This is a genomic window from Pontitalea aquivivens (genome assembly GCF_046507575.1).
Classification (GTDB): domain Bacteria; phylum Pseudomonadota; class Alphaproteobacteria; order Rhodobacterales; family Rhodobacteraceae; genus Pontitalea; species Pontitalea aquivivens.
Genome location: NZ_JBKFEY010000001.1, coordinates 444569 through 466888 on the forward strand (window position 1 = coordinate 444569; position 22320 = coordinate 466888).

Below are 22320 nucleotides of genomic sequence, written 5' to 3' on the forward strand. Positions count from 1 at the left end.
ATGGAATACTTCTAGAACGCAATTTCGCGATCGGCAATGATCGAGCGTCGGAATGGCGCAAAAATAGGCGCCAAAATGCGGCGGGGCGCCGTTGGGGCGCCGCGCGGGGGATTTCCGGCGCCGATCCGTTGCCGATCAGCGCACGACCGAGGCCAGATAGGCCGCCAGGTCGGCCTGTTTGGACTGCTGCTTGAAGGTCATGCCGGTCCTGGCTGCGGGATCGCCGGTCTTTTCGACCAGCCAGGCCTTCGGATCGGTCATGTAGGCGGCCAGTTCGGCCTCATCCCAGACCAGACCGGATTCGCCCACCGCGACGATCGGGTCCTTGTATCTGAACCCTGCCAGCCCGCCGACCGTGCGGCCCACGACGCCATACAGGTTCGGGCCGACCTTGCCGCCCGTGACGATTTCGGTGCCGTCATCGGCCACGATCGCATGGCAGGCCTTGCATCTGGCGAATTCCTTTGCGCCCACGGCGGGATCCCGGGCCGCGGCAGGGGGCACAAGGGCAAGCGCGCCAAGGGTGGCGGCGGCGAGGCTGGCAATGACGCGGGTTTTCATGGGCGATCCTTCACTCTGCACACTGGCCGTCATGAAACACCACGGTCGTCACAAACGGGTCGGGGTCCACGCCGCGCAGATGGGGTGCCGGCGCGGCTTATTCCATGGGACAGGCCGTCGCGCCCCCCGCTTGCCCGGCCTCATCGCCAAAGATTGCGGTGAACTGCCGCTTCAGCGCCACGTCCAGATCGGCCATGCCGACGGGCAGGCCCAGATCGACCAGGCTGGTCACGCCATGTTCGCGGATGCCGCAGGGCACGATGCCCTGAAAATGGTCAAGGTCGGGTTCCACATTGATCGAGATGCCGTGAAAGCTGACCCAGCGGCGCAGCTTGACGCCGATTGCGGCGATCTTGTCCTCACGCGGGGTGCCATCGGGGCCTGGTGCCTTGTCGGGGCGCACCACCCACACGCCGACGCGGCCCGCGCGCCGTTCGCCCCGGACGTTGAATTCGGCCAGTGTGTCGATGACCCATTGTTCCAGCTTGCACACGAAGGCGCGCACATCGCGCCCGCGGCGGTTCAGATCCAGCATCACATAGGCCACGCGCTGCCCGGGCCCGTGATAGGTATATTGCCCGCCGCGCCCGGCCTGATGAACCGGAAAGCGGCCGGGATCGGTCAGATCCTGCGCCCGGGCCGAGGTGCCCGCGGTATAAAGCGGCGGATGTTCCAGCAACCAGACCGCCTCGGGGGCCTGACCGCGCGCGATGGCCGCGGCGCGGTCTTCCATGAAGGCCAGCGCCTCTGCATAGGGCACCAACCGCCCGGAATGGATCCATTCGACCATGCGCGCCTCCTGATCGGGTCAGGTCCGGCTTAGGCGAACGGGGCCGGTGGCTCAAGCCTGATTGCGCGCGGGGGCGGCCGGGACAGGGGCCGGGACAGGGGCCGGGACAGGCGGGCCAAGATTTTCGGGGGCGGCGTGAAAATTCCCTTTTCAACGCCGGACCGCTCGGCTAATACGCCGCCACCAAGCCCTGACGTGCGGTCGTGGCGGAATTGGTAGACGCGCAGCGTTGAGGTCGCTGTGGGGTAACTCCCGTGGAAGTTCGAGTCTTCTCGACCGCACCATTTTCCTGACAGCCTGCCGGTCACGACGCCGGGGAAATCGTTTTTCCGCGTCGCTTTGCCATCTGCCGGGCGGGCCGGAACCAGGGACCCCGCAACGATTCGCCGATTCGCACCGCCCCCAGGGGGCGGCCCGCGCCCGAAGGCGCGTTTCGCCGGGGCGGCCGATGGTCGCGGACCGCGCGCGGGGTGCCGTATTTGGGCCATTTGCGGCCCCGAACCCCCGCGGACTGCCTCCTGTGCCCTGCCGGTCCCGGCCCCGGATTTGTGACGGGTTGAAATGCGCATCTGCTTCCGTTTTAGTCGGCGCTACGGGAAACAGGATCACAAGAACAAACAGGGAGCCCGCATTTGACTACCGCAGCCACCGACGATGGATTCGTCGTTTTCGACCACGTTCAGAAAAGTTACGACGGCGAGACACTGGTCGTGAAAGACCTGAACCTGTCGATCGGCAAGGGAGAGTTCCTGACGATGCTGGGGCCTTCGGGGTCCGGTAAAACGACCTGCCTGATGATGCTTGCGGGGTTTGAAACCGCGACCAACGGTGAAATCCGGCTGGACGGGCGCAACATCAACATGGTCCCGCCGCACAGGCGCGGGATCGGGATGGTGTTCCAGAACTATGCGTTGTTCCCGCACATGACGGTGGGCGAGAACCTGTCCTTCCCGCTGGAGGTGCGGGGCATGGGCAAATCCGGGCGCGAGGCCAAGATCGCCCGCGCGCTGGACATGGTGCAGATGGGGGCCTTCGCCAACCGCCGCCCGGCGCAGCTTTCGGGCGGCCAGCAGCAGCGCATCGCGCTGGCGCGCGCGCTGGTCTTCGACCCCGCGCTGGTGCTGATGGACGAACCCCTGGGTGCGCTGGACAAGCAGCTGCGTGAACATATGCAGTTTGAAATCAAGCGATTGCACGAAAGCCTTGGGATCACGGTGGTCTATGTCACCCACGACCAGGGCGAGGCGCTGACGATGTCCGACCGCGTTGCGGTGTTCAACGACGGCCGCATCCAGCAGCTGGCCCCCCCCGATGAGCTTTACGAACGCCCCGGCAACAGCTTCGTCGCCCAGTTCATCGGCGAAAACAACAAGCTGCCCGGCACGATCGAGGAAATCCACGAAGGCCGCGCGCTGGTGCGGCTGGCCAATGGCGAGCTGATCGACGCGACGCCCGTCAACATCCAGACGCGCGGCCAGCGGACGCTGGTCTCGATCCGTCCCGAACGGGTGGAATTCAAGCCCGAGATGATGCCCCCCGGCGCCCACACCATCGACGCCGAGGTGCTGGAGGTCATCTACATGGGCGACATCCTGCGCGCGCGGCTGCGCGTGGCCGGATCGGACGATTTCGTGATGAAAATGCGCAACACCCTGGGCCAGACGCGCCTGGGCCCCGGCCAGAAAATCAAGGTCGGCTGGCATCCCCAGGATGCCCGCGCGCTCGATCCGATGTAGCATGGTCCGGCGCGGGCGCTGCCCCGCGCCAGTCCCGCCGCGTCCGGTCCGCTGCACTTTGGGCCCGGGCGCAGGAAATGCCCGGGTCCGCCCGCCCGAGATTGCCACAGGATGACCCATGACTGACGCCGCCGCCCCGCTTTCCACCGCAGATGGCCGCCCGCTCAAGGCGGCACTGGCCGCATCCCAGACCCGCGCGCGCCGCAAGGCGCTGGCGCTTGTGGCGCCGCTGCTCCTGTTCGTGCTGATCACCTTCGTGGTCCCGATCGGCCAGATGCTGTTCCAGTCGGTCTATAATCCCACCTTCGCCGATGCCGCCCCCGCGCTGCGGCAATGGTTCGACGACAATCCCCCCGGCGCCGGGATCGACGAGACGGCCTTTGCCGCCCTTGCCGCCGACCTCAGACAGATGCGTGCCGAACGGACCGCCGGCGCCGCGGGCACGCGCATCAACTATGACGTGGCGGGCACGCGATCGCTGTTCACCGCCGCCGCGCGCCGCGCCGACAACCTGGCCCCCCCCTACCGCGAGGCGATCCTGACCCTGGACCCGGGCTGGGGCGATCCGCTTTTGTGGCGGGCCATGCGCTCTGCCTCCAGTCCGGTCACCGCCGATTTCTACCTCGCCGCGCTGGACCTGACCCGGGATGAGACCGGCGCGATCGTCCAGGTCGATGAAAAGCAACGCGTCTACAAGCTGCTGTTCGGGCGCACATTGCTGCTTTCGGCGCTGATCACCTTTACCTGCCTGCTGCTGGCCTTCCCGATCGCGCATCTTCTGGCGACGCTGCCGCTGGCGAAATCGAACCTGCTGATGATCCTGGTGCTCTTGCCGTTCTGGACATCGCTTCTGGTGCGCACGACATCCTGGATCGTGCTGCTGCAACAGCAGGGCGTGATCAACAACGCGCTTGTCGCCCTTGGCATTGTGGGCGAAGACGGGCGCATCCAGATGATCTACAACCAGATGGGCACGATCATCGCGATGACCCATATCCTGCTGCCCTTCATGGTGCTGCCGCTCTACTCGGTGATGCGCCCGATCCCGCCCAGCTATGTGCGCGCGGCCCGCTCGCTGGGCGCCACCAGCTGGACGGCCTTCCGCCGCATCTACCTGCCGCAAACCCTGCCCGGCATCGGCGCGGGGGCGCTTCTGGTCTTCATCCTGGCGGTCGGCTACTACATCACGCCCGCGCTGGTCGGCGGCGCCGATGGCCAGCTGATCTCGAACCTGATCGCCTTCCACATGCAGAAATCGCTGAACTGGTCGCTGGCGGCGGCCCTTGCGGGCCTGCTCCTGGGGGGCGTGCTGATCCTTTACTGGCTCTACGACAAGCTCGTGGGCATCGACAATCTGAAGCTGGGCTGATCCGGCTTCTTCTTGGCTGAAATACTCCGGGGGTCCGGGGGCAGCGCCCCCGGCCGCGATGAGACAGGAGACCGATCCGAATGGCGCTTCCCGCCTATGCAAGCCCGCTCGAAAAGCTCTGGCATTATACCTATCTGGTGATCTGCGCGCTGATCTTCCTGTTCCTGATCTCGCCGATCCTGATCATCATGCCGCTGTCGTTCAACGCCGAGCCCTATTTCACCTTCACCGAAAAGATGATGGCGCTCGACCCCGAGGGCTATTCGCTGCGCTGGTATGACAGCCTGCTGACCTTCGGCATGCAGGCCCCCGATGCGCCGCGCGATGCGGCCTGGTGGGGGGATTTCTGGCGCAATGCGCAATGGATGCAGGTCACCAGGAATTCGATCATCATCGGCTTTTTCTCGACGCTGCTGGCGACCGTGCTGGGCACGCTGGCGGCGTTGGGCCTGTCGCGCCCGGAAATGCCCTTCCGCCGGGCGATCATGGCGGTGCTGATCTCGCCGATGATCGTGCCGATCATCATCACCGCGACGGGGCTGTTCTTCTTCTACTCGAAAACGGGGCTGGCCAATTCCTATCCCGGCATCATCCTGGCCCATGCCACGCTGGGCATTCCTTTCGTCATCATCACCGTCACCGCGACGCTGGTGGGCTTTGACCAAAGCCTTTCGCGTGCGGCGGCCTCGCTGGGGGCCAATCCGCGCACGACCTTCTTCAAGGTGATCATGCCGCTGATCCTGCCCGGCGTGATCTCGGGGGCGCTGTTTGCCTTCGTGACCTCGTTTGATGAGGTGGTGGTGGTGCTGTTCGTGGCCGATCACAGCCAGCAGACGATCCCGCGGCAGATGTGGAACGGCATCCGTGAACAGATCAGCCCGGCGATCCTTGCGGTGGCGACGATCCTTGTGGTGATCTCGATCGCGCTGCTGACCACGGTCGAATTGCTGCGCCGCCGTTCGGACCGGCTGCGGGGCATCAGCGCGCGCTGAGGGGCGTCGCCGGCCCAAGGGCCGGCGCGCCAACAGCCTGACCAAGGCCAGGCCGCAGGCGGGGGGTCAGCGCAGGGCGCCCAACGCGGCCTCTTCCTCTTCGGGTGTCATTGGCGCGCCGGCTTCGGTGGTGGCTATGAAGGCGTCCAGCGTTTCCAGCGACGAGGCCGGGGCATAGCTTTGCGTATCCGCGCGCGGCGCGGCGATGGCCAGGCGGATGTCCCAATCCGCGCCGCTGTGGCAGGCCACGGATACCAGGGTCCGGCCATCCGCCCCGTCATGTTCGAATTCGCGGCAGAATTCGCCCGCGCCATTGCGGAAACTGGCGATCGCGGCGATGCGGTCGCCATTGGGCAACGTGGCGACCTGACCCGAGGGCAGGCTGGCCAGCGTGGCGGGCAGACCGGGGCTGTCCAGTGCGGTGATGCGCAGCCCCCCCATTCCGTCCTGTGGCTTGCCCGTCTGTCCGGCCCAGAAGCCTGCGCCCAGGCCCACCGCCAGCGCGATGGATGCCGCCAGCGCCAGACGCGCCGCGCCGCGCCGCGCCGGCTGTGCCGATGCGGCGCGGCGCAGGAACGGCAGGATTGCCGCCCCGGCGGGGGCAGGGGTGGGGGCAGGGGCGGCGGCGGGCGTCTGGCGCGCGGCGGCCAGCGTCGCCTCGACCCGTGCGCGCAGCGTCTCGGGCACGGGCGGGGCGGGGCGGGCGGCATCGGCACGCAACAGTTCTGCCGTGCGCGCAAACATCGTGACCCGTGCCGCCACCTCGGGGGTGGCGGCCATGGCCGCCTCGATGTCGCGCGCGGTGGCGTCGTCCAGCACGCCATCGGCATAGGCCATCAGCAGGTCATCGCCCGGGACTGTCTGGGGGGTGGCTTTGGCCATTGCGCGTCTCCTTGATCCGCTGCGATAACGCGGCAGCGATCATTTTATTCCCAGTTTTTCTGCAAGTGCTGCGCGGGCGCGGGCAAGGCGGCTCATGACGGTGCCCTTGGGCACGCCCAGAACCTCGGCCGCTTCGGCATAGGACAGGTCTTCATAGGCCACCAGCAACAGCACCTCGCGCTGACCAGCGGGCAGTTCGGCCATGGCAGCTTCGGTCGCACCGAGCATCAGGCGGCTTTCGGTGACGTCCGCGCCATCGACGGTGGCGGATTCGGGGGTGTCGGCCACGTCGACTTCGGTGCCGCGGGTGCGGTTGCGGCGGGTCATGTCGATCCAGGCATTGCGCAGGATGCGGAAGGTCCATGCATCCAGCCGCAGGTCGGGGCCGCGCCGGTCGCGCGCGGCCAGCGCCTTTTCAACGGTGATCTGGACCAGATCATCGGCCAGATCGCCGCGCCGGCACAGCGACAGCGCAAACCGCCGCAGGTTGGGCAAAAGCGCAATCAGTTCTGTTTCAAAGGAATCGCCCATATGAGGTAGCCTGTTCGGGTTGCCTTGCGGGCACTGGGAATAAATACACGCGCAGAACGTATTCGCGGTAGTGACTGTTTGCCAGAAGGAATTTCGCCATGTTGTTGCGCCCCCCCCTGCTGCTGCCGCTTGTGTTGCTGGCGGCCCTTGCCCTGCCGCCGGTGGCCTGGCCCGAGGCAGGTTTTGTCGGCATGGCCTGGGCGGGCGACGACGATGACGACGATGGCAGCGATGATGATGACGATGATGACGATGATGACGATGACGATGATGACGATGATGATGACCGAAACGGCAGGGCCGGCCAGCCGGGCGGGCGTGAAACCGATCATGTTGATCAGCGCGCGAAACCGCGTGAAACGCGCGCGCCGCAGGCCCCGGCACCCCGCCGCCGCACCCCGCCGCCGCCGGTCCGTGCCCCTGCCGAGGTCGTGGCGCTGGACCTTGCCGCCGATGATCTGGCCGCGTTGACCGCGCAGGGCTTTGCCGTTCTGTCGGAACAGCCGGTGCCGGGGCTTGGGCTGACCGCGCATCGCCTGGCGATCCCGCGCGGGCAGACGCTGGAACAGGCGCGTGCCACGGTGCGCGCGCGCCCGTCCGGGCAGGCAGCGGATTTCAACCATTACTACCGGGCAGAACAGGCCTTTGAAGGGTGCCAGGGCGCTGATTGTCCGGCGCGCGAGGCGATCGACTGGCCGCGCTTTCCCACGCGCGCCGCGGCAAGCTGCGGGCGCAGCGTGACGATCGGCATGATCGATACCGGCATCAATGAAAACCACGCCACATTCGCCGGCGCGCAACTGGAACTGCACCGCCTGTCGTCCGACCGGATGGACCCGTCGGGCGCCATTCACGGCACCGCGGTGGCCGCCCTTCTGGTCGGCGATCCGGCCACGCGGTCGCCGGGGCTGGTGCCGGGGGCGCGGCTGGTGGCGGTCGATGCCTTCCACAGCGACCGCGGGGATGAGCGGGCCGATGTCGTCAACCTGATCGAGGCGCTGGACTTTCTGGCCGATGCCGGGGCGCGCGTGATCAACCTGAGCCTGGCCGGCCCCTCGAACGCGGTTCTGGAAGAGATGGTCACCCGCCTCGCGGTGGAGCGCGACATCGTTCTGGTCTCGGCGGCGGGCAATGGCGGGCCGCGGGCGGAACCGGCCTTTCCGGCCGCCTATGACCCGGTGATCGCGGTCACGGCGGTGGACCGCGACAGCCGCGTCTATCGCCGCGCCGCGCAGGGGCCGCATATCGACCTGGCCGCGCCGGGGGTGGATGTCTGGACGGCGGCCTCGGTCAGCGGCGCGCGGCCAAGGACGGGGACGTCCTTCGCGGTGCCCTTCGTCACCGCCGCCGCCGCGATCCTGCGCGAGGCCGAGCCCGGCCTTGATGCGCAGGCCGTGGTCGAACGGCTGCGCGCCGCCGCGCGCGATCTGGGCGCGCAGGGGCCAGATGCGGTCTTCGGGGCGGGGCTTTTGCAATTGCCGGCGGATTGCCTGCCGGTGCCGCCCGCCATGCCTTAGGACGCGGCGCCGCGCCGGGCAGGCCTTGCCGTGCCCGGCCAATCTTGGCACAACCCCGCCGACACGCAGTCGGCGAAAGGGCGCAGGCATGATCACCATTACGCAGGAACATCCGGTCCAGCCCGATCTGGCCCTGCTGCACGCGCGCCATACCCAGGCGATGCATGCCGACACCCCGCCCGAATCGATCCACATGCTGCCCGCCGAGGCGCTGGCCGCATCGGGCATCTGGTTCTTCGTGATGCGTGAGGCGGGCATGGCGCTGGGCATGGGCGCCTTCAAGCGCATCGATGCGGCCCATGCCGAGATCAAATCGATGCATGTCCTGTCCGAGGCGCGGGGCAGGGGGCTGGCGCGGCGCCTGTTGGATCACCTGATGGCCAGCGCCCGCGCCGCCGGTTTCGCGCGCCTCAGCCTGGAAACCGGCGCCCAGCCGTCCTTCGCGGCGGCGCGCGTGCTGTATGCGCAGGCCGGTTTCGCCGAATGCGGCCCCTTTGAAGGCTATGGCCCCGATCCCAACAGTGTCTTCATGACCCGCGCGATCTGACCACGAGGGGCCTTGCACGGCGCGCGGGCTTGGCCCAAAAGGGCAACGGATGGCCCCGTAGCTCAACTGGATAGAGCAGCCGACTTCTAATCGGCAGGTTGAGGGTTCGATTCCTTCCGGGGTCGCCATTCATTTTGCATGTAGATGATCGTGAAAGCCGCCATCCGGTGTAGCGGCGTTGCCGATAGGGTCACAGTCCGCTTATCCGCACGGCGAGGTCAGAGGCCTTCGTCATCAGAAGTCCAGTTCGATGGCGATGCCCTTCTTGACCGCCAGATCCACAACCGATGCAGCGACAGCAAGGTCCTGAAGGCCAACACCGGTGCCGTCGAAGATCGTGATCTGGTCATTGGCGGTGCGGCCCGGGTTGGTTCCGTTGATGACCGCGCCAAGCTGGACAATATCAGTTTCCCTGATCAGGCCTTCGGCAATTGCATGCTGCGCTTCACCAATGCTGACAGACTGTGCCACCTCGTCGGTGAACAGCAATGCCCGCGCCAGCAAAGCGGTCTCGAGTTCTTGCTTGCCTTTCGTATCGGTGCCCATGCAGGCGATATGCGTGCCCCCCGATACATGGTCCGCCATCAGCGACGGCGCAAAAGCCGAGGTGATTGTGATGATGACGTCGGCCTCCGCCATGCCGGGCAGTTCGACGGCTTCAAAGGGCACACCGGCCTCGACCGCCACCTTCTCGATATCAGGCAGCATCCCGGGGTGGTAATTCCAGCCGATAACCTTCTCGAACGGGCGCTGTTCGAGAGCCGCGCGCAGCTGGAAGGTGGCCTGGTGGCCCGCGCCGACCATGCCCAACACCTTCGCGTCCGGACGCGCGAGATGCCTGATCGACACCGATGAGGCCGCAGCGGTGCGCAGGGCGGTCAGCAAATTGCCACCGACCATCGCCTGGACTTTGCCCGTATCCGGATCGAACAGGAAAACGGTTGACTGATGGTTGATCAGCCCGCGTTTTCCAAGGTTGTTCGGCCAGTAGCCCCCGGCTTTCAGTCCGAGCACAAGCCCCGCACGGTCGAACCCGCCCTTGAAGCCATAAAGGGCATCCTCGTGCCCGATGGCCTCGCGCACCACGGGGAAATTGCGGGCATCGCCCGACGCCATGGCGGCAAAGACCTTTTCGACGGCGTCGAATGCCGCCTCGCGCGTCATGAGGCCGGCGATTTCACGTTCGGGTACGATCAGCATCTTTCTGTCCCTGTTCCTGTTCTTGTTCGAGCCGTCGTTGGCGATCACATCGAACCAAGCCGTCCCGGAATTCATGCGCCCGTGTGCCACTGCCGGAAGGAAAGCATGCACACGGACGACTATCCTGTTCCTCCCGGGCCAGACCTCTCTGCCTCGGGTCGGAAAGATCAGTAGGCGTGACCGCGCGCGGACACTGGCCAGACGCATTCCACCTTGCCGTTCCGCACACCGACATACCAATCGTGCACGTTTGCGGTCGGGTCGCAGTGGCCCGGTACCAACCGGAGTTTGTCATTGACCTTGAGCACGCCGTTCGGATCCATCACCACGCCATGCTCGTCCGAGCACTTGATGTATTCGACGTCGTCGCGCCCATAGACAACGGGCAAGCCGCTATCGACGGATTGCACCTTGAGGCCGGCATCGACGATGGCCTTGTCGGCCTTGGCGTGGCTCATCACCGAGGTCAGGATGAAGAAGGCATTTTCCCATTCGCCCCGGTCGATGCGCTTTCCGTCCTTGTCCAGAATACGGCCATAGTCCGCGTCCATGAAGGCGTAAGAACCACACTGAAGTTCATTGTACACGCCCGAATTCGACTCGAAATAGTAGGAGCCGGTGCCGCCGCCGGAAACGAGTTCACATTCGATGCCTTCGGCTTTCAGGCCCTCGACGGCGTCCTTGACCATCGCGATCGCCACTTCCAGCTTTTCCTTGCGTGCCGCATAGCTGTCCAGGTGCTGCATGGCGCCCTGGTAGGCCTGGATGCCGGTGAACTTCAGGTTCGGCGCTGCCTTGACCGCCTTTGCGATTTCGACAACCGCGGGCGTGGTGGTCACACCGCAGCGCCCGGCGCCACAGTCGATTTCCACAAACACCTCCAGCCCGGTGCCGTGCTTTACGGCAGCATTGGACAGATCGGCCACGTTTGCCAGGTCATCGACGCAGACGATAATGCGGCTGCCCAGCCCGGGCAGGCGCGCCAGCCGGTCGATCTTGGCGGGTTCGCGGACCTGGTTCGACACCAGCACGTCCTTGATGCCGCCGCGCACGAACACCTCGGCCTCGGACACTTTCTGGCAGCAGACGCCGACCGCGCCGCCCAGACGTTCCTGGAGCCTGGCGACGTCAACCGACTTGTGCATCTTGCCATGAACGCGGTGCCGCATGCCATGCGCCCTTGCGTAATCACCCATCTTCCTGATGTTGCGTTCAAGCGCGTCGAGATCGAGGATCAGGCATGGGGTCTGGATATCGGCTTCATCCATGCCCGGCTTTGCGGGGATGTCATAGCCGACTTCGAAGTCGTCGAGATTGGTCAGGTCTTTCATGTCGGCACTCCTCTGTCAGGAATTTGATGGGCAGGGTTGGGTCAGACGGCCAGCCAGGGCAGTTTGTCGAGATCGACATTGCCGCCGGTCACGATCAGGCCCACGCGCTTGCCCCTGAAGGCATCAGGGGTCTTCAGCACGGTCGCCAGCGGGACTGCCGAAGACGGTTCCATCACGATCCGCAGATGTTTCCAGATCAGCATCATCGCGTCGATGATTTCCCGTTCCGAGGCCGTATATATCTCGGATACATGGTTCGACACGAAGTGCCAGGTCAGGTCTTTCAGGGGCACCAACAGGCCGTCGGCGATGGTCTTGGGCGCGTCATCGGCGATGATGTATCCTGCCTTGAAGCTGCGGCAGGCGTCGTCGGCCTGCTCGGGCTCTGCAGCGATCACCTTTGTTTCCGGCGCCAGCGTGGACAGCGTCAGGCAGGTGCCCGAGATCATGCCGCCGCCGCCAATGGGTGCGACGACCATGTCCAGCCCGCCGGTCTGCTCGATGAATTCTTTGGAACATGTGCCCTGGCCGGCGATCACGCGCGGATCGTTGTAGGGGTGGACGAAATCTCCGCCTGTTGCGGCCTGCACCCGGGCAAACGTCGCTTCACGCGAAGAGGTCAAAGGCCCGCACTCGGTGATCTTGCCGCCATAGCGGCGCACGGTGTCTTTCTTGGCCTGTGGCGCGGTGCGTGGCATGACCACGTTGCAGGGAATGCCGCGCCTCATTGCCGCGTAGGAAAGACAGGACGCGTGGTTGCCCGACGAATGCGTGGCAACGCCCTTTTTCGCCTGTTCATCATCAAGCCCGAAGACCGCGTTGCAGGCACCGCGCACCTTGAAGGCGCCCGGCTCCTGGAAGTTTTCGCACTTGAAAAACAGTTGAGCGCCCGTCAACTCGTTGAGATAGTCGGATGTCCGAACCGGCGTGCGGCGGATAAAGGGTTCGATACGCACATGGGCGTCAAGCATGTCCTGATAGGTCGGGACGTACATGTCGGTGTCCTTTATCATGCGGCGTTCTTCCGGGCCGCCGCGGGATGGCCGCGGTAATAGTCCTGGGCTGCGGCGACGCCGGACCCAAGCCTGATGTCAAGGCCCAGGTCGACCATGCACATCTCTGCGGTTGCGAGGCCGGACAGGGTCATGACATCCGTGAGGCTGCCAAGGTGGCCGATGCGAAAAACCTTTCCCGCGACCTCGCCAAGGCCGACACCAAAAGCGACGCCGTATTTGCTGGCCGCATGGGAAACGATCGACGTCGCATTGAAACCTTCGGGCGTTCGGATCGCGCTGACGGTGTCCGAGTGGACCGACGGGCTGGCTGCGCAAAGTTTCAGGCCCCAGGCCGCAACGGCCGCGCGGACGCCTTCCGCAATGCGGTGGTGGCGGGCAAAGACGTTCTCCAGGCCTTCGGTCAGCAGCATGCCGCAGGCCGTGTTCAGCCCGTTCAGCAGGCCCACAGCCGGGGTGTAGGGATAGGCGTTGTTTGCATAGCCCCTGGCCATGTCATGGATGTCAAAGAAAGTGCGTGGCAAGGTGGCTGTCTTCGTCGCCGCCATGGCCTTCGGGCTGAAACCGACAATGGCAAGACCAGCCGTCAGCATGAAGCCTTTTTGGGAACCCGTCACGGCGACATCCACCCCCCATTCATCGAAGCGAAAGTCCATCGACGCGATCGAGGACACGCCGTCTACGAACAGCATGGCCGGGTGGCCAGCGGCATCCAGCGCGCGACGAACGGCGGCGATGTCCGACCTCACGCCGGTCGCGGTTTCATTGTGCGTGGCAAGGACGACCTTGATTTCATGGTTCTTGTCAGCGGTCAGGATTTCTTCGTAACGATCCGCAGGCAGCCCTTCACCCCACATGGTTTCGACAATCTCGACATCAAGGCCGTGGCGCTGACACATGTCGATCCAGCGATGGCTGAACATGCCGTTGCGCGCTGCAAGAACCTTGTTCCCGGCGGACAGGCAGTTGGACAGCGCGGTTTCCCAGCCACCTGTGCCGGTCGACGGGAAAATGAAGATTTCGGCGCGGTCGCTTTTCAGAACCTTGCGTACGCCTTCACGCGCCGGGTGCAGGATCTGGCCGAAGAGAGGTGACCTGTGGTCGATCGTCGGCATGTCACAAGCCTTGCGAAGGCTTTCGGGGATGTTGGTCGGGCCCGGGATGAAAACGGGGTTCTGAAAGCTCATGATTGGTTTCCTTCCTTCGTTGCCCGCACGATAAATGCCCTCGGATTTCGTTGATACTATTTTGAAAAATCATTTCATTTCTGATGTGTTTGAATTTCATTATAGTTGTCAGTATGTTATATTTTTCATATAATGAATTTGTTTTTCACATAAAATCGAAGGCTTCTTATGGTTTCTCAAGATAATAAACCTGAAACGGGTCGGAAGGCGCGTGGCAGACCCCGTGGATGGGAAGACAAGACGGCCCAGAATACGGTTAAGTCTCTTGATCGCGCGATGGAGGTCTTTGAGTATCTGAGCGAGGCCCAGGGCAAGCCTTTGACTGCGCTTGCCGGCGAAATGGATCAATCGCCGGCTACGGTTTACCGGATACTTGTGACACTGGAGGGCAGGGGGCTGGTCGAGTTCGACCATGAAGAGCAGGTGTGGCACATCGGGCCGCGCGCATTTGTCATCGGCGCGCGATTCCTTCGGCGAACCAGCCTTGTCGATCGGGCCAGACCGATCATGCGCCGACTTATGGAGGCAACCGGCGAAACGGCCAATCTGGGCATCGAAAAGGAAGGCGCCGTTTTGTTCCTGAGCCAGGTTGAAACCCATGCGAGCATCCGGGCCTTTTTTCCGCCGGGTACATTGTCGCCGATGCATGCATCAGGGATCGGCAAGGCGTTGCTTGCGCACATGGATGACGACCGGCTGGACAGATTGCTGGCGACCGTCACGCTGGATGCGTTCACCGAACACTCGATAACCGGGACAGCGACGCTCAGGAACGAGCTCAAGACGATTCGTGAAACGGGTTACGCGGTTGACAATGAGGAAAAGAATGCAGGCATGCGATGCATTGCGGCACCGGTGTTTGACCTGAACACAGAGGTGATTGCGGGAATATCCGTATCGGGACCGACCAGTCGTGTCAGCCCCGCCGAGATTGAACGGTTGAGCCGCCCCGTGATCGAGGCGGCGCGTCAGTTGACCCTGGCGATCGGAGGCAACGTTAATCCGCAGCAGTCCTGAGGCGCGGGTGCCGTGGCCAGTTCACAGTCCCCGGACGCAAGGCCATATGGCGGTTCACGTCCTTGTAAAGCAGATACCGGAACTTGCCCGGACCACCGGCATAACAGGCCTGCGGGCAGAATGCGCGCAGCCACATGTAATCACCGGCCTCGACCTCTACCCAGTCGTTGTTGAGGCGATAGACGGCCTTGCCTTCAAGCACATAAAGGCCGTGTTCCATTACATGAGTTTCAAGAAAGGGAATGACACCGCCCGGCTCGAAGGTGACGATGGTCACATGCATGTCATGGCGCAGGTCCGCCGGGTCGACAAAGCGCGTCGTGGCCCATTTCCCATCGGTACCCGGCATCGCCGAGGGTGTGATGTCGTTTTCGTTCAACACCAGAACATCAGGGGTATCCAGCCCCTCGACAACCTCATAGGCCTTGCGCACCCAGTGGAAGCGCAGCACCGCGTCGCCGCGATTGTGCAGGGTCCAGCCACTGGACGGTGGCAGGTAGGCGTAACCGCCGGGGGTCATCTCGTGGGTCTTGCCGTTCACCTTCAGGGTTGCGGCGCCTTCCACGATGAACAGGACGCCTTCAGCCCCGGGGTCGGTTTCCGCCCGGTCCGATCCGCCGCCCGGCAGCACCTCCATGATGTATTGCGAAAAGGTCTCGGCGAAACCGGAAAGGGGACGCGCGATCACCCAAAGGCGGGTTTTTTCCCAGAAAGGAACGAAGCTTGTAACGATGTCACGCATCGTGCCTTTCGGAATCACGGCATAGGCATCGGTAAAGATGGCGCGGTCTGTAAGCAGCTGATCTTGGCCCGGGTGTCCCCCGTGCGGCGCGAAATACTTGGTGGTCATGGATGCTCCTGAAGGCAGCGGATCTCTTTGCCAAAATATGCACCGCGACCCGGGCGGGAACCACATGGAAAGAAGCGACAGCTCTGTTCGGAAAGATTTGAAAATGACAGGGATATGCGTGAATAACTGAAAAGCGGCGGACCTGTTCCGGCGTCCATTTCCGATAGGCGCAAGCCGAATGTCCGGGAACGCGTCAACATGGGCCCGGCGTTCGCCTTTGGCCAAGCCTGCGGGGTGAGGTGGGCCACCCTACCGGTCGCGGACTTCCCGCACCCAGGCGACGATCAAAGCCCGGGATTCGTCATCCATCTGGATGGCATTGGGCGGGGGCATCGCGTGGCTTACCCCGGCGTGAAGATAGATTTGTTCGGCGTGTCGCGCGACATCGCTTTGGGTTTCGAGCAGGATATCCTTGGGCGCCCAAAGCAATCCGTCCCAGGAGGGTTCACGCGCGTGGCACATCGAACAGTTGCCGACCACGGCGGAATAGGCATCCTCAAACCCTTCGGCAGAGGCAAACCTCTCTTCGTAGGGGGTGAGGGGGCGGGCTTCGGCCTCATCGTAGGTGTTGCCCGCCGATACCGTCGACAACCATGCGATCAGGATCATCAGCAGAACGGTCACCAGCCAGGTCCAGTGCGGCCCCTTGCCGGTCTTGTGCATGGTGTTGAAATAATGGCGGATGGTGACGCCGGTCAGGAAGACAAGGCTGGCGATGATCCAGCTGTATTGCGTGGCAAACGCCAGCGGATAGTGGTTCGACAGCATCAGGAAGACCACCGGAAGCGTCAGATAGTTGTTATGCGTCGAGCGCACTTTCGCGATCTTGCCGTATTTCGCGTCCGGGGTGCGGCCGGCCTTGAGGTCGTCCACGACGATGCGCTGATTGGGCATGATCTGAAAGAACACATTCGCCGTCATGATCGTGGCCGTGAAGGCACCCAGGTGCAGCAGCGCCGCCCGGCCGGTGAAGATCTGGTGATACCCCCAGGACATGATGACCAGAATGATGAAAAGAAGCAGCATCAGCAGCGTCGGGTGATCGGCCAGTTTCGACTTGCACAACGCGTCATAGGCCAGCCAGCCGATGGTCAGCGACGCCCCGGAAATCAGGATTCCCTGCCACAGTGAAAGATCCGCCCTGGTCGGATCCAGAAGGAAGATCTCGCCGCCGACCCAGTATATGATCATGAGCAAAGCCGCACCGGACAGCCATGTCGTGTAGCTTTGCCATTTGTGCCAGGTCAGGTGCTCGGGCATCCGTGCGGGCGCGACAAGGTATTTTACCGTGTGGTAGAAGCCGCCTCCATGAACTTCCCACTCTTCTCCGTAGGCCCCCTCGGGCAAGGCCGCGTTCGGTTTCAGCATCAGATCAAGTGCGATGAAGTAGAACGACGCACCGATCCACGCCATCGCAGTGATCACATGCAGCCAACGGACGGAAAATGCGATCCAGTCCCACAAGATTGCCAGGTCATACATGGCGTTCCTCCCAAGATTCGATTTCCCGGATACTCTAGGCGCGCGGCGTTTGTTCTGGTATTACCGCAAAACGCCAAGCAGCATCAAAAAAATCGGAATAATGTCCTACTTCGACAACATCCGCACCTTTGTCCGGGTTTATGAGCTCGGCAGCATGTCGGCGGCAGGCCGGGATCTGAGGGTTTCCCCTGCTGTAACATCTTCCCGGATTTCGCAACTTGAAGAGCACCTGGGCGTCAGGCTGTTCCAGCGCACCACGCGGAGCCTGACCCCGACCCAACAAGGACAATCATTCTATCGGGGTGCCACGGAGATACTGGAAGCTGTTGAAAGTGCTGAAGCGCAGATTGTAAGCATTACTGAGAACCTCAGGGGGTCTTTGTACGTTGCGGCGCCACTTGGTGTTGGAAGGCGACTCATCGCCCCGCAGGTGCCGGACTTTCTGAAGGAGTATCCAGAGGTCAACGTGAGGCTTCGGCTGACGGATCGGAAAGTGGATCTGACAACGGAAGGATTGGACCTGGCGTTCTTTCTTGGGCAGCCCGAAGACAGCAATCTGAGAATACGAAAGATTTCCGATGTCGATCGTATCCTGTGCGCTTCCCCTGCCTATGTCGAGCGGCGCGGAATGCCCGAGAGCGGCACTGACCTGGTTTCCGGGGGCCATGAATGTCTGAGTTTGCGCTTTCCTGGCGCCACCGAATTCCAATGGCTTTTGACCACGCCGAATGGCCCCAAACGCTTCCGCGTCTCGGGCCGCTACGAGTCGGATGACGGCGATGTGCTGACGGACTGGGCATTGGCCGGGCACGGCATCGCCATGAAGCCGGTATTCGAAATCGCGGATCACCTGAGATCTGGCGCCCTGGTTCCGGTGGCAGAGAAGACCCCACCAGAACCGATTCAGATGGCATGTCTGTTCACGCACCGTCGCAGGCAGGACCCGAAGACGCGATTGTTCATGGAATTTGTGATCGACCGTATCGCCGCGACGATCCGGTCGACGGACGGAAAAAAGCAGTAAGTTCAGCTTCCGCGATAGGTCGAATAGCTGAACGGCGAAAGCAGCAGCGGCACATGGTAATGCGCGTGTTCCGACATTCCGAAGCGGATCGGGATGATGTCCAGAAAGCGCGGGGTTTCCGGCGGGGTGCCGCAGGCATCGAGGTAGGCACCGGCGTGGAAAATCAACTCGTATTCGCCGGTGGCGAATTCCGATGCGGGCAGGATTTGCTCGTCTGTTCTGCCATCGTCATTGGTCACGAGGGCCTTAAGCAGGGTCCGCTTGCCGTCTTCGACACGGTACAGCTCGATTCTCAGACCTTCGGCGGGGCATCCCCGCGCGGTGTCGAGGACATGGGTCGTCAGATAACCAGACATTTTTTTCTCCCGGATTGCTGGGCGTTTCTAGGCTGAATGCGCCACAGGACACAAAGCACGTCTGCCGAAGGATCCTTTCTGTTTTTTTTGAAAAACGGCACGGATTTTCTGGTTTATTGTTTCATCACGAAGAAGGAATATCCAGGTGACACGTTATCCCAGAGACATGACCGGCTATGCCGATCAGGTTCCCGCCGCGAACTGGCCCAATGGAGCCAGGATCGCCATCCAGATCGTTCTCAACTACGAAGAGGGCGGAGAGAACAATATCCTGCACGGCGATGCCGCGTCAGAGGCCTTCCTGTCCGAGATCACGGGCGCAGCGCCCTGGCCCGGCAAGCGGCACTGGAACATGGAATCCATCTACGAATATGGCAGCCGCGCCGGGTTCTGGCGCGTGCACAGCCTGCTCAAGGAACTTCCGATCACGGTCTACGGGGTTGCTACCGCGCTTGCCCGCGCCCCCAAGCAGCTGGCGGCGATGAAGGCAGCCGGCTGGGAAATTGCCAGCCACGGTCTGAAATGGATCGAACACAAGGATATGAGCGCGGAGGAAGAGCGCGCCCAGATACGCGAGGCGATCCGTTTGCATACCGAAGTTGTCGGGGTGGCACCCCGCGGCTGGTACACGGGGCGGTGTTCCATGAACACGGTCGAACTGGCCGCAGAAGAGGGCGATTTCGCCTATATCGCCGACAGCTACGCAGACGATCTGCCCTACTGGGTGAAGGCCGGCGGCAAAGATCACCTGATCATACCGTATACCATGGATTGCAACGACATGCGGTTCGCGATCCAGGCCGGGTACACCAATGGTGACCAGTTCGAAAGCTATCTCAAGGACAGCTTCGACATGCTTTACGCCGAAGGAAAAGCCGGTGCGCCCAAGATGCTGTCCATCGGCCTGCACTGTCGTCTGGCCGGGCGTCCGGGCCGGGCGATGGCGCTGAAGCGTGCGCTGGAGTATTTCATGAAGCACGAGGGCGTCTGGTTCGCGACGCGCGAACAGATCGCAGATCACTGGGCAAGCGAGCATCCGCCAGCGCAGGGCACCGCGCCGTCCGAAATGGACAAGGCAACCTTTGTCGCTGAATTCGGGGGGGTGTTCGAACACAGCCCCTGGATTGCAGAAGGTGCGTTTGACCTGGAGCTTGGCCCGACCCATGACAATGCCGCGGGTGTCCATAACGCCTTGGCGCGTGTGTTCCGCACCGCTTCTGAAGAGCGGCGCCTTGGTGTTCTGACGGCGCACCCCGATCTGGCCGGGAAACTGGCGGCCGCAGGTCGCCTGACAAAGGAAAGCACTGCGGAACAGGCCGGTGCGGGCCTTGACATGCTGACGGATGACGAACGCGCGACCTTTCAGAAGCTCAACGCAGAATATGTCGAACGCCACGGTTTCCCGTTCATCATCGCGGTGAAGGACAACACCAAGGCCAGCATCCTTGAGGCATTTCGCCGTCGCATAGGTAACGGCCGCGACGCCGAATTCACCGAGGCCTGCCGTCAGGTCGAACGCATCGCGGAACTGCGTCTCAAGGAGAAATTCGCGTCATGGGCCACTGCCTGAAAGCCGTCCCGATTTCGCAAGATGCCATCGCAGGCCTGGCAGAGCTGATCGAAGCCAGCGGCGCGCCCGACAAGCTGATCAATCAGGGGCTCTGCGGTCGTTATCACGATCGCGCATCGCTCGACATTGAAGGCGAAATCGGGATCAGCGTATTCAGGTCCGTTTCTTTTTCCATGCCTTTCAAAATGAAGATGATGGAACGTCACCCCCATGGCAGCCAGGCTTTCCTGCCCATGCAGGAGGGCGACTATCTTGTCGTGCTTGCCGAAGACAAGGACGGCGCACCGGGCATGCCGCGCGCGTTCATCGCTGGCGCGGGCCAGGGCGTGAATATCGGGCGCAATGTCTGGCACGGGGTTCTCTGTCCTTTGTCCGACCCCGGTATTTTCATGGTTGTCGACCGGGTGACCAACAGCCCGAACCTTGAGGAACACTGGTTCGACGAACCCTATACAATCGAAAGATAACCAACAAAAAAACGTCGGAAGAGGAGCCGGCGCAAGCACAACCAAGGGAGGAAACCCAACCATGTCTGATGCATCCATCGGAACGCCAGAGCAGCTCTGCGATCCAAACTACACGCCGCCGATCATGAAGGCGGTGCCATTGGGCATCCAGCACGTTCTGGCCATGTTCGTGTCCAACGTCACGCCCGCGATCATCGTCTGCGGCGCGGCGGGCTTCGGCTTTGGTTCGAACAGCCCCGACTTTCCGAACATGATCTACATGATCCAGATGTCGATGTTCTTCGCAGGCATAGCGACGCTGTTCCAGACCATTGGCTTTGGCCCGGTGGGGGCGCGGCTGCCCATCGTGCAGGGAACGTCGTTTGCCTTCATCCCGATCATGATCCCGCTGGTCGCAGGTAAGGGCGTTGATGCCATCGCCGTGCTGATGGGCGGTATCCTGGTGGGCGGGTTGTTCCACGCCAGCCTGGGTCTGTTCATAGGACGGCTGCGCTTTGCCCTGCCACCGCTGGTGACGGGACTTGTGGTGACGATGATCGGCTTGGCGCTTGTCCAGGTCGGCATCCAGTATGCGGCGGGCGGCGTTCCTGCCATCGGCACCCCGGAATACGGATCTGGCGTGAACTGGCTGATGGCGGGCACGGTAATTGTCGTGACACTTGGGTTGAAGTTCTTCACTCGTGGCATGTTGTCGGTATCGGCCGTGCTGGTCGGGCTTCTTGCGGGTTATGCCGTTGCTTTCGCGCTGGGCCAGGTGAACCTGGGCAACGTTGGCCGCGCAGCTGTCTTCGCACTCCCGAACCCACTGCATTTCGGGCTGGAATTCAGCGTTGCGGCGATCATCGGGTTCTGCCTGATGGGAGTGGTCTCGGCGGTGGAAACCGTGGGCGACGTATCGGGGATCACCAAGGGCGGCGCAGGCCGGGAGGCTACCGACAAGGAAATTCAGGGCGCGACCTTTGCCGACGGCCTCGGCACCGCCGTTTCCGGCCTGTTTGGTGCACTGCCCAACACCTCATTCAGCCAGAACGTCGGCCTGATTGCCATGACCGGCGTCATGTCGCGCGGTGTCGTCACCATCGGGGCCTTGTTCCTGATCCTGTGTGGCCTGGTTCCGAAAGTGGGCGCGGTAATTTCGTCCGTTCCGATCGAGGTGCTTGGGGGCGGCGTGATCGTGATGTTCGGCATGGTCGTCGCGGCGGGCATCTCGATGTTGTCGGACGTGAACTGGAACCGCCGCAACATGGTGATCTTTGCCATTGCCTTGTCGCTGGGTCTTGGTCTGCAGCTTGAACCTGACGCGCTGCAATACCTGCCCGCGACGCTCAAGGTTCTGGCAACCTCGGGAATCCTGCCGGCCGCGATGATCGCAATCGTGTTGAACCTGCTGCTGCCCGAAGAACTCTCTGATGAGGCGACAGAGGAGGTTTCGGGCGGCATGGCGGGTCGTGGCCGTGGCTCGATTATGGGGGACGATCACATATAAGGATTCCAGCCTGGCGCCTGGCGTCACGATGACAACTGGTGAAGCGGCATGCCCGGCGTGCCGCTTCTTTTCTTTTCCGCCCTGCAGAGCCCGACCCGCTGGGCGCGGTCATGCGGGGCCCGGTTTCATGCTGGAAAGGATGGTCTTTCGGATAAACCCGCATCGCCTTCGCCATCAGCGCCTTTCGGCATGGCGGCTTGCCGCAGGACAGCGCCGTTATGCATCTGCCGCCGATATTCACGGTCTGGAACGGCGGCGGTGACGTGACGAGGACAAGGTTGAGATCGTATTGCCGGTCGGCATGGCCATGACCTGTCGGCAGCGCCTCTTCCCGCCGTGCTGTGGCACCGGGAATTGATGGCAACAGCCAGCAAAGCCTTCTGTGGCGAAAGGGACAGACCTGTATCCGGTC

Annotated in this window: 21 protein-coding genes and 2 tRNA genes; 12 read left to right on the forward strand and 11 right to left on the reverse strand. The window is 62.9% G+C overall.

The genetic code is table 11. From position 1 onward, the window contains the following. Window positions 1-135: 135 nt before the first annotated feature. Window positions 136-561 carry a c-type cytochrome gene (locus ACK8OU_RS02140; protein ID WP_410301703.1) on the reverse strand — a complete coding sequence of 142 codons (426 nt, stop codon included), beginning with the start codon at window positions 559-561 and terminating at the stop codon, window positions 136-138. A 97-nt stretch (window positions 562-658) separates the two neighbouring features. After that, complete coding sequence (lipB, locus tag ACK8OU_RS02145) at window positions 659-1351, reverse strand: lipoyl(octanoyl) transferase LipB (protein WP_410301704.1); 693 nt, start codon at window positions 1349-1351, stop codon at window positions 659-661. Window positions 1352-1548: 197 nt separating this feature from the next. On the opposite strand from lipB, the gene ACK8OU_RS02150 reads away from it, so the two are divergent. The 4 genes from ACK8OU_RS02150 (at window position 1549) to ACK8OU_RS02165 (ending at window position 5448) form a co-directional block, all read left to right on the forward strand. Further along, window positions 1549-1635: transfer RNA gene (locus ACK8OU_RS02150), tRNA-Leu, on the forward strand. Window positions 1636-1983: 348 nt separating this feature from the next. After that, window positions 1984-3087: an ABC transporter ATP-binding protein gene (locus ACK8OU_RS02155; RefSeq protein WP_410301705.1), complete on the forward strand. Its 1104-nt coding sequence runs from the start codon at window positions 1984-1986 to the stop codon at window positions 3085-3087. A 118-nt stretch (window positions 3088-3205) separates the two neighbouring features. After that, the gene (locus ACK8OU_RS02160) at window positions 3206-4456 is read left to right on the forward strand and encodes an ABC transporter permease (RefSeq protein ID WP_410301706.1); all 1251 of its coding nucleotides are present in this window, start codon (window positions 3206-3208) and stop codon (window positions 4454-4456) included. Window positions 4457-4536: 80 nt separating this feature from the next. Continuing rightward, window positions 4537-5448, forward strand: coding sequence for an ABC transporter permease (locus tag ACK8OU_RS02165; protein ID WP_410301707.1), 912 nt, complete (start codon window positions 4537-4539; stop codon window positions 5446-5448). A gap of 66 nt (window positions 5449-5514) precedes the next feature. Here ACK8OU_RS02165 and ACK8OU_RS02170 read toward each other — a convergent pair whose 3' ends face one another. Next, window positions 5515-6330, reverse strand: coding sequence for an anti-sigma factor family protein (locus ACK8OU_RS02170; protein ID WP_410301708.1), 816 nt, complete (start codon window positions 6328-6330; stop codon window positions 5515-5517). Window positions 6331-6369: 39 nt separating this feature from the next. Then, entirely contained in the window at window positions 6370-6861 is a 492-nt protein-coding gene (locus ACK8OU_RS02175; RefSeq protein ID WP_410301709.1) for an RNA polymerase sigma factor, read from the reverse strand. Between the two features lie 98 nt (window positions 6862-6959). Here ACK8OU_RS02175 and ACK8OU_RS02180 point away from each other — a divergent pair, with 98 nt between their 5' ends. The 3 genes from ACK8OU_RS02180 to ACK8OU_RS02190 all read left to right on the forward strand — a co-directional run bounded on the left by ACK8OU_RS02180 (window position 6960) and on the right by ACK8OU_RS02190 (window position 9053). Further along, entirely contained in the window at window positions 6960-8378 is a 1419-nt protein-coding gene (locus tag ACK8OU_RS02180; RefSeq protein WP_410301710.1) for a S8 family serine peptidase, read from the forward strand. 88 nt (window positions 8379-8466) lie between these two features. Further along, window positions 8467-8925: a GNAT family N-acetyltransferase gene (locus ACK8OU_RS02185; RefSeq protein WP_410301711.1), complete on the forward strand. Its 459-nt coding sequence runs from the start codon at window positions 8467-8469 to the stop codon at window positions 8923-8925. A 51-nt stretch (window positions 8926-8976) separates the two neighbouring features. Further along, window positions 8977-9053 (forward strand) — tRNA-Arg (locus ACK8OU_RS02190). Between the two features lie 106 nt (window positions 9054-9159). Here ACK8OU_RS02190 and bhcD read toward each other — a convergent pair. The 4 genes from bhcD to bhcA form a co-directional block, all read right to left on the reverse strand. Then, window positions 9160-10125 (reverse strand): iminosuccinate reductase BhcD, encoded by a 966-nt coding sequence (gene bhcD / locus ACK8OU_RS02195; protein ID WP_410301712.1) that lies wholly within the window; start codon window positions 10123-10125, stop codon window positions 9160-9162. A gap of 167 nt (window positions 10126-10292) precedes the next feature. Further along, the gene (gene bhcC / locus ACK8OU_RS02200) at window positions 10293-11456 is read right to left on the reverse strand and encodes a 3-hydroxy-D-aspartate aldolase BhcC (RefSeq protein WP_410301713.1); all 1164 of its coding nucleotides are present in this window, start codon (window positions 11454-11456) and stop codon (window positions 10293-10295) included. Window positions 11457-11497: 41 nt separating this feature from the next. After that, window positions 11498-12466, reverse strand: a complete 969-nt coding sequence (gene bhcB, locus ACK8OU_RS02205; RefSeq protein ID WP_410302004.1) for a beta-hydroxyaspartate dehydratase BhcB — start codon at window positions 12464-12466, stop codon at window positions 11498-11500. Beyond that, on the reverse strand, window positions 12466-13656 hold the full coding sequence (bhcA, locus tag ACK8OU_RS02210; protein WP_410301714.1) for an L-aspartate--glyoxylate aminotransferase BhcA: 1191 nt from the start codon (window positions 13654-13656) through the stop codon (window positions 12466-12468). The genes bhcB and bhcA overlap by 1 nt, the downstream gene beginning before the upstream one ends. Before the next feature lie 168 nt (window positions 13657-13824). Between bhcA and bhcR the strand changes: the two genes are divergently transcribed. Further along, window positions 13825-14673 carry an HTH-type transcriptional regulator BhcR gene (gene bhcR / locus ACK8OU_RS02215; RefSeq protein WP_410301715.1) on the forward strand — a complete coding sequence of 283 codons (849 nt, stop codon included), beginning with the start codon at window positions 13825-13827 and terminating at the stop codon, window positions 14671-14673. On the opposite strand, the gene ACK8OU_RS02220 is transcribed toward bhcR, so the two are convergent. Both ACK8OU_RS02220 and ACK8OU_RS02225 read right to left on the reverse strand, forming a co-directional pair. Next, on the reverse strand, window positions 14654-15523 hold the full coding sequence (locus tag ACK8OU_RS02220; protein ID WP_410301717.1) for a bifunctional allantoicase/(S)-ureidoglycine aminohydrolase: 870 nt from the start codon (window positions 15521-15523) through the stop codon (window positions 14654-14656). The two genes, bhcR and ACK8OU_RS02220, sit on opposite strands and share 20 nt — an antisense overlap. A gap of 249 nt (window positions 15524-15772) precedes the next feature. Beyond that, window positions 15773-17005, reverse strand: coding sequence for a urate hydroxylase PuuD (locus tag ACK8OU_RS02225; RefSeq protein ID WP_410301718.1), 1233 nt, complete (start codon window positions 17003-17005; stop codon window positions 15773-15775). Window positions 17006-17105: 100 nt separating this feature from the next. Between ACK8OU_RS02225 and ACK8OU_RS02230 the strand changes: the two genes are divergently transcribed. Next, complete coding sequence (locus ACK8OU_RS02230) at window positions 17106-18029, forward strand: LysR family transcriptional regulator (RefSeq protein ID WP_410302005.1); 924 nt, start codon at window positions 17106-17108, stop codon at window positions 18027-18029. A 2-nt stretch (window positions 18030-18031) separates the two neighbouring features. Here the strand turns inward: ACK8OU_RS02230 and uraH are convergent, their stop codons facing one another. Further along, complete coding sequence (gene uraH, locus ACK8OU_RS02235) at window positions 18032-18385, reverse strand: hydroxyisourate hydrolase (RefSeq protein ID WP_410301719.1); 354 nt, start codon at window positions 18383-18385, stop codon at window positions 18032-18034. Window positions 18386-18530: 145 nt separating this feature from the next. Here uraH and puuE point away from each other — a divergent pair, with 145 nt between their 5' ends. The 3 genes from puuE to ACK8OU_RS02250 all read left to right on the forward strand — a co-directional run bounded on the left by puuE (window position 18531) and on the right by ACK8OU_RS02250 (window position 21908). Next, window positions 18531-19955: an allantoinase PuuE gene (puuE, locus tag ACK8OU_RS02240; protein WP_410301720.1), complete on the forward strand. Its 1425-nt coding sequence runs from the start codon at window positions 18531-18533 to the stop codon at window positions 19953-19955. Beyond that, window positions 19940-20422, forward strand: a complete 483-nt coding sequence (locus tag ACK8OU_RS02245; RefSeq protein ID WP_410301721.1) for an ureidoglycolate lyase — start codon at window positions 19940-19942, stop codon at window positions 20420-20422. Before puuE ends, ACK8OU_RS02245 begins: the two co-directional genes overlap by 16 nt. A gap of 61 nt (window positions 20423-20483) precedes the next feature. Continuing rightward, window positions 20484-21908 (forward strand): uracil-xanthine permease family protein, encoded by a 1425-nt coding sequence (locus ACK8OU_RS02250; RefSeq protein WP_410301722.1) that lies wholly within the window; start codon window positions 20484-20486, stop codon window positions 21906-21908. Window positions 21909-22320 lie beyond the last annotated feature (412 nt).

Coding starts and splice junctions, on each gene's coding strand:
- ACK8OU_RS02230 (WP_410302005.1), top strand. CDS start 17,106: ATGTCCTACTTCGACAACATCCGCACCTTTGTCCGGGTTTATGAGCTC.
- ACK8OU_RS02160 (WP_410301706.1), top strand. CDS start 3,206: ATGACTGACGCCGCCGCCCCGCTTTCCACCGCAGATGGCCGCCCGCTC.
- bhcA (WP_410301714.1), bottom strand. CDS start 13,656: ATGAGCTTTCAGAACCCCGTTTTCATCCCGGGCCCGACCAACATCCCC.
- ACK8OU_RS02165 (WP_410301707.1), top strand. CDS start 4,537: ATGGCGCTTCCCGCCTATGCAAGCCCGCTCGAAAAGCTCTGGCATTAT.
- uraH (WP_410301719.1), bottom strand. CDS start 18,385: ATGTCTGGTTATCTGACGACCCATGTCCTCGACACCGCGCGGGGATGC.
- bhcC (WP_410301713.1), bottom strand. CDS start 11,456: ATGAAAGACCTGACCAATCTCGACGACTTCGAAGTCGGCTATGACATC.
- ACK8OU_RS02245 (WP_410301721.1), top strand. CDS start 19,940: ATGGGCCACTGCCTGAAAGCCGTCCCGATTTCGCAAGATGCCATCGCA.
- ACK8OU_RS02170 (WP_410301708.1), bottom strand. CDS start 6,330: ATGGCCAAAGCCACCCCCCAGACAGTCCCGGGCGATGACCTGCTGATG.
- ACK8OU_RS02185 (WP_410301711.1), top strand. CDS start 8,467: ATGATCACCATTACGCAGGAACATCCGGTCCAGCCCGATCTGGCCCTG.
- ACK8OU_RS02180 (WP_410301710.1), top strand. CDS start 6,960: ATGTTGTTGCGCCCCCCCCTGCTGCTGCCGCTTGTGTTGCTGGCGGCC.
- ACK8OU_RS02175 (WP_410301709.1), bottom strand. CDS start 6,861: ATGGGCGATTCCTTTGAAACAGAACTGATTGCGCTTTTGCCCAACCTG.
- lipB (WP_410301704.1), bottom strand. CDS start 1,351: ATGGTCGAATGGATCCATTCCGGGCGGTTGGTGCCCTATGCAGAGGCG.
- bhcD (WP_410301712.1), bottom strand. CDS start 10,125: ATGCTGATCGTACCCGAACGTGAAATCGCCGGCCTCATGACGCGCGAG.
- ACK8OU_RS02225 (WP_410301718.1), bottom strand. CDS start 17,005: ATGTATGACCTGGCAATCTTGTGGGACTGGATCGCATTTTCCGTCCGT.
- ACK8OU_RS02140 (WP_410301703.1), bottom strand. CDS start 561: ATGAAAACCCGCGTCATTGCCAGCCTCGCCGCCGCCACCCTTGGCGCG.
- ACK8OU_RS02220 (WP_410301717.1), bottom strand. CDS start 15,523: ATGACCACCAAGTATTTCGCGCCGCACGGGGGACACCCGGGCCAAGAT.
- ACK8OU_RS02250 (WP_410301722.1), top strand. CDS start 20,484: ATGTCTGATGCATCCATCGGAACGCCAGAGCAGCTCTGCGATCCAAAC.
- bhcR (WP_410301715.1), top strand. CDS start 13,825: ATGGTTTCTCAAGATAATAAACCTGAAACGGGTCGGAAGGCGCGTGGC.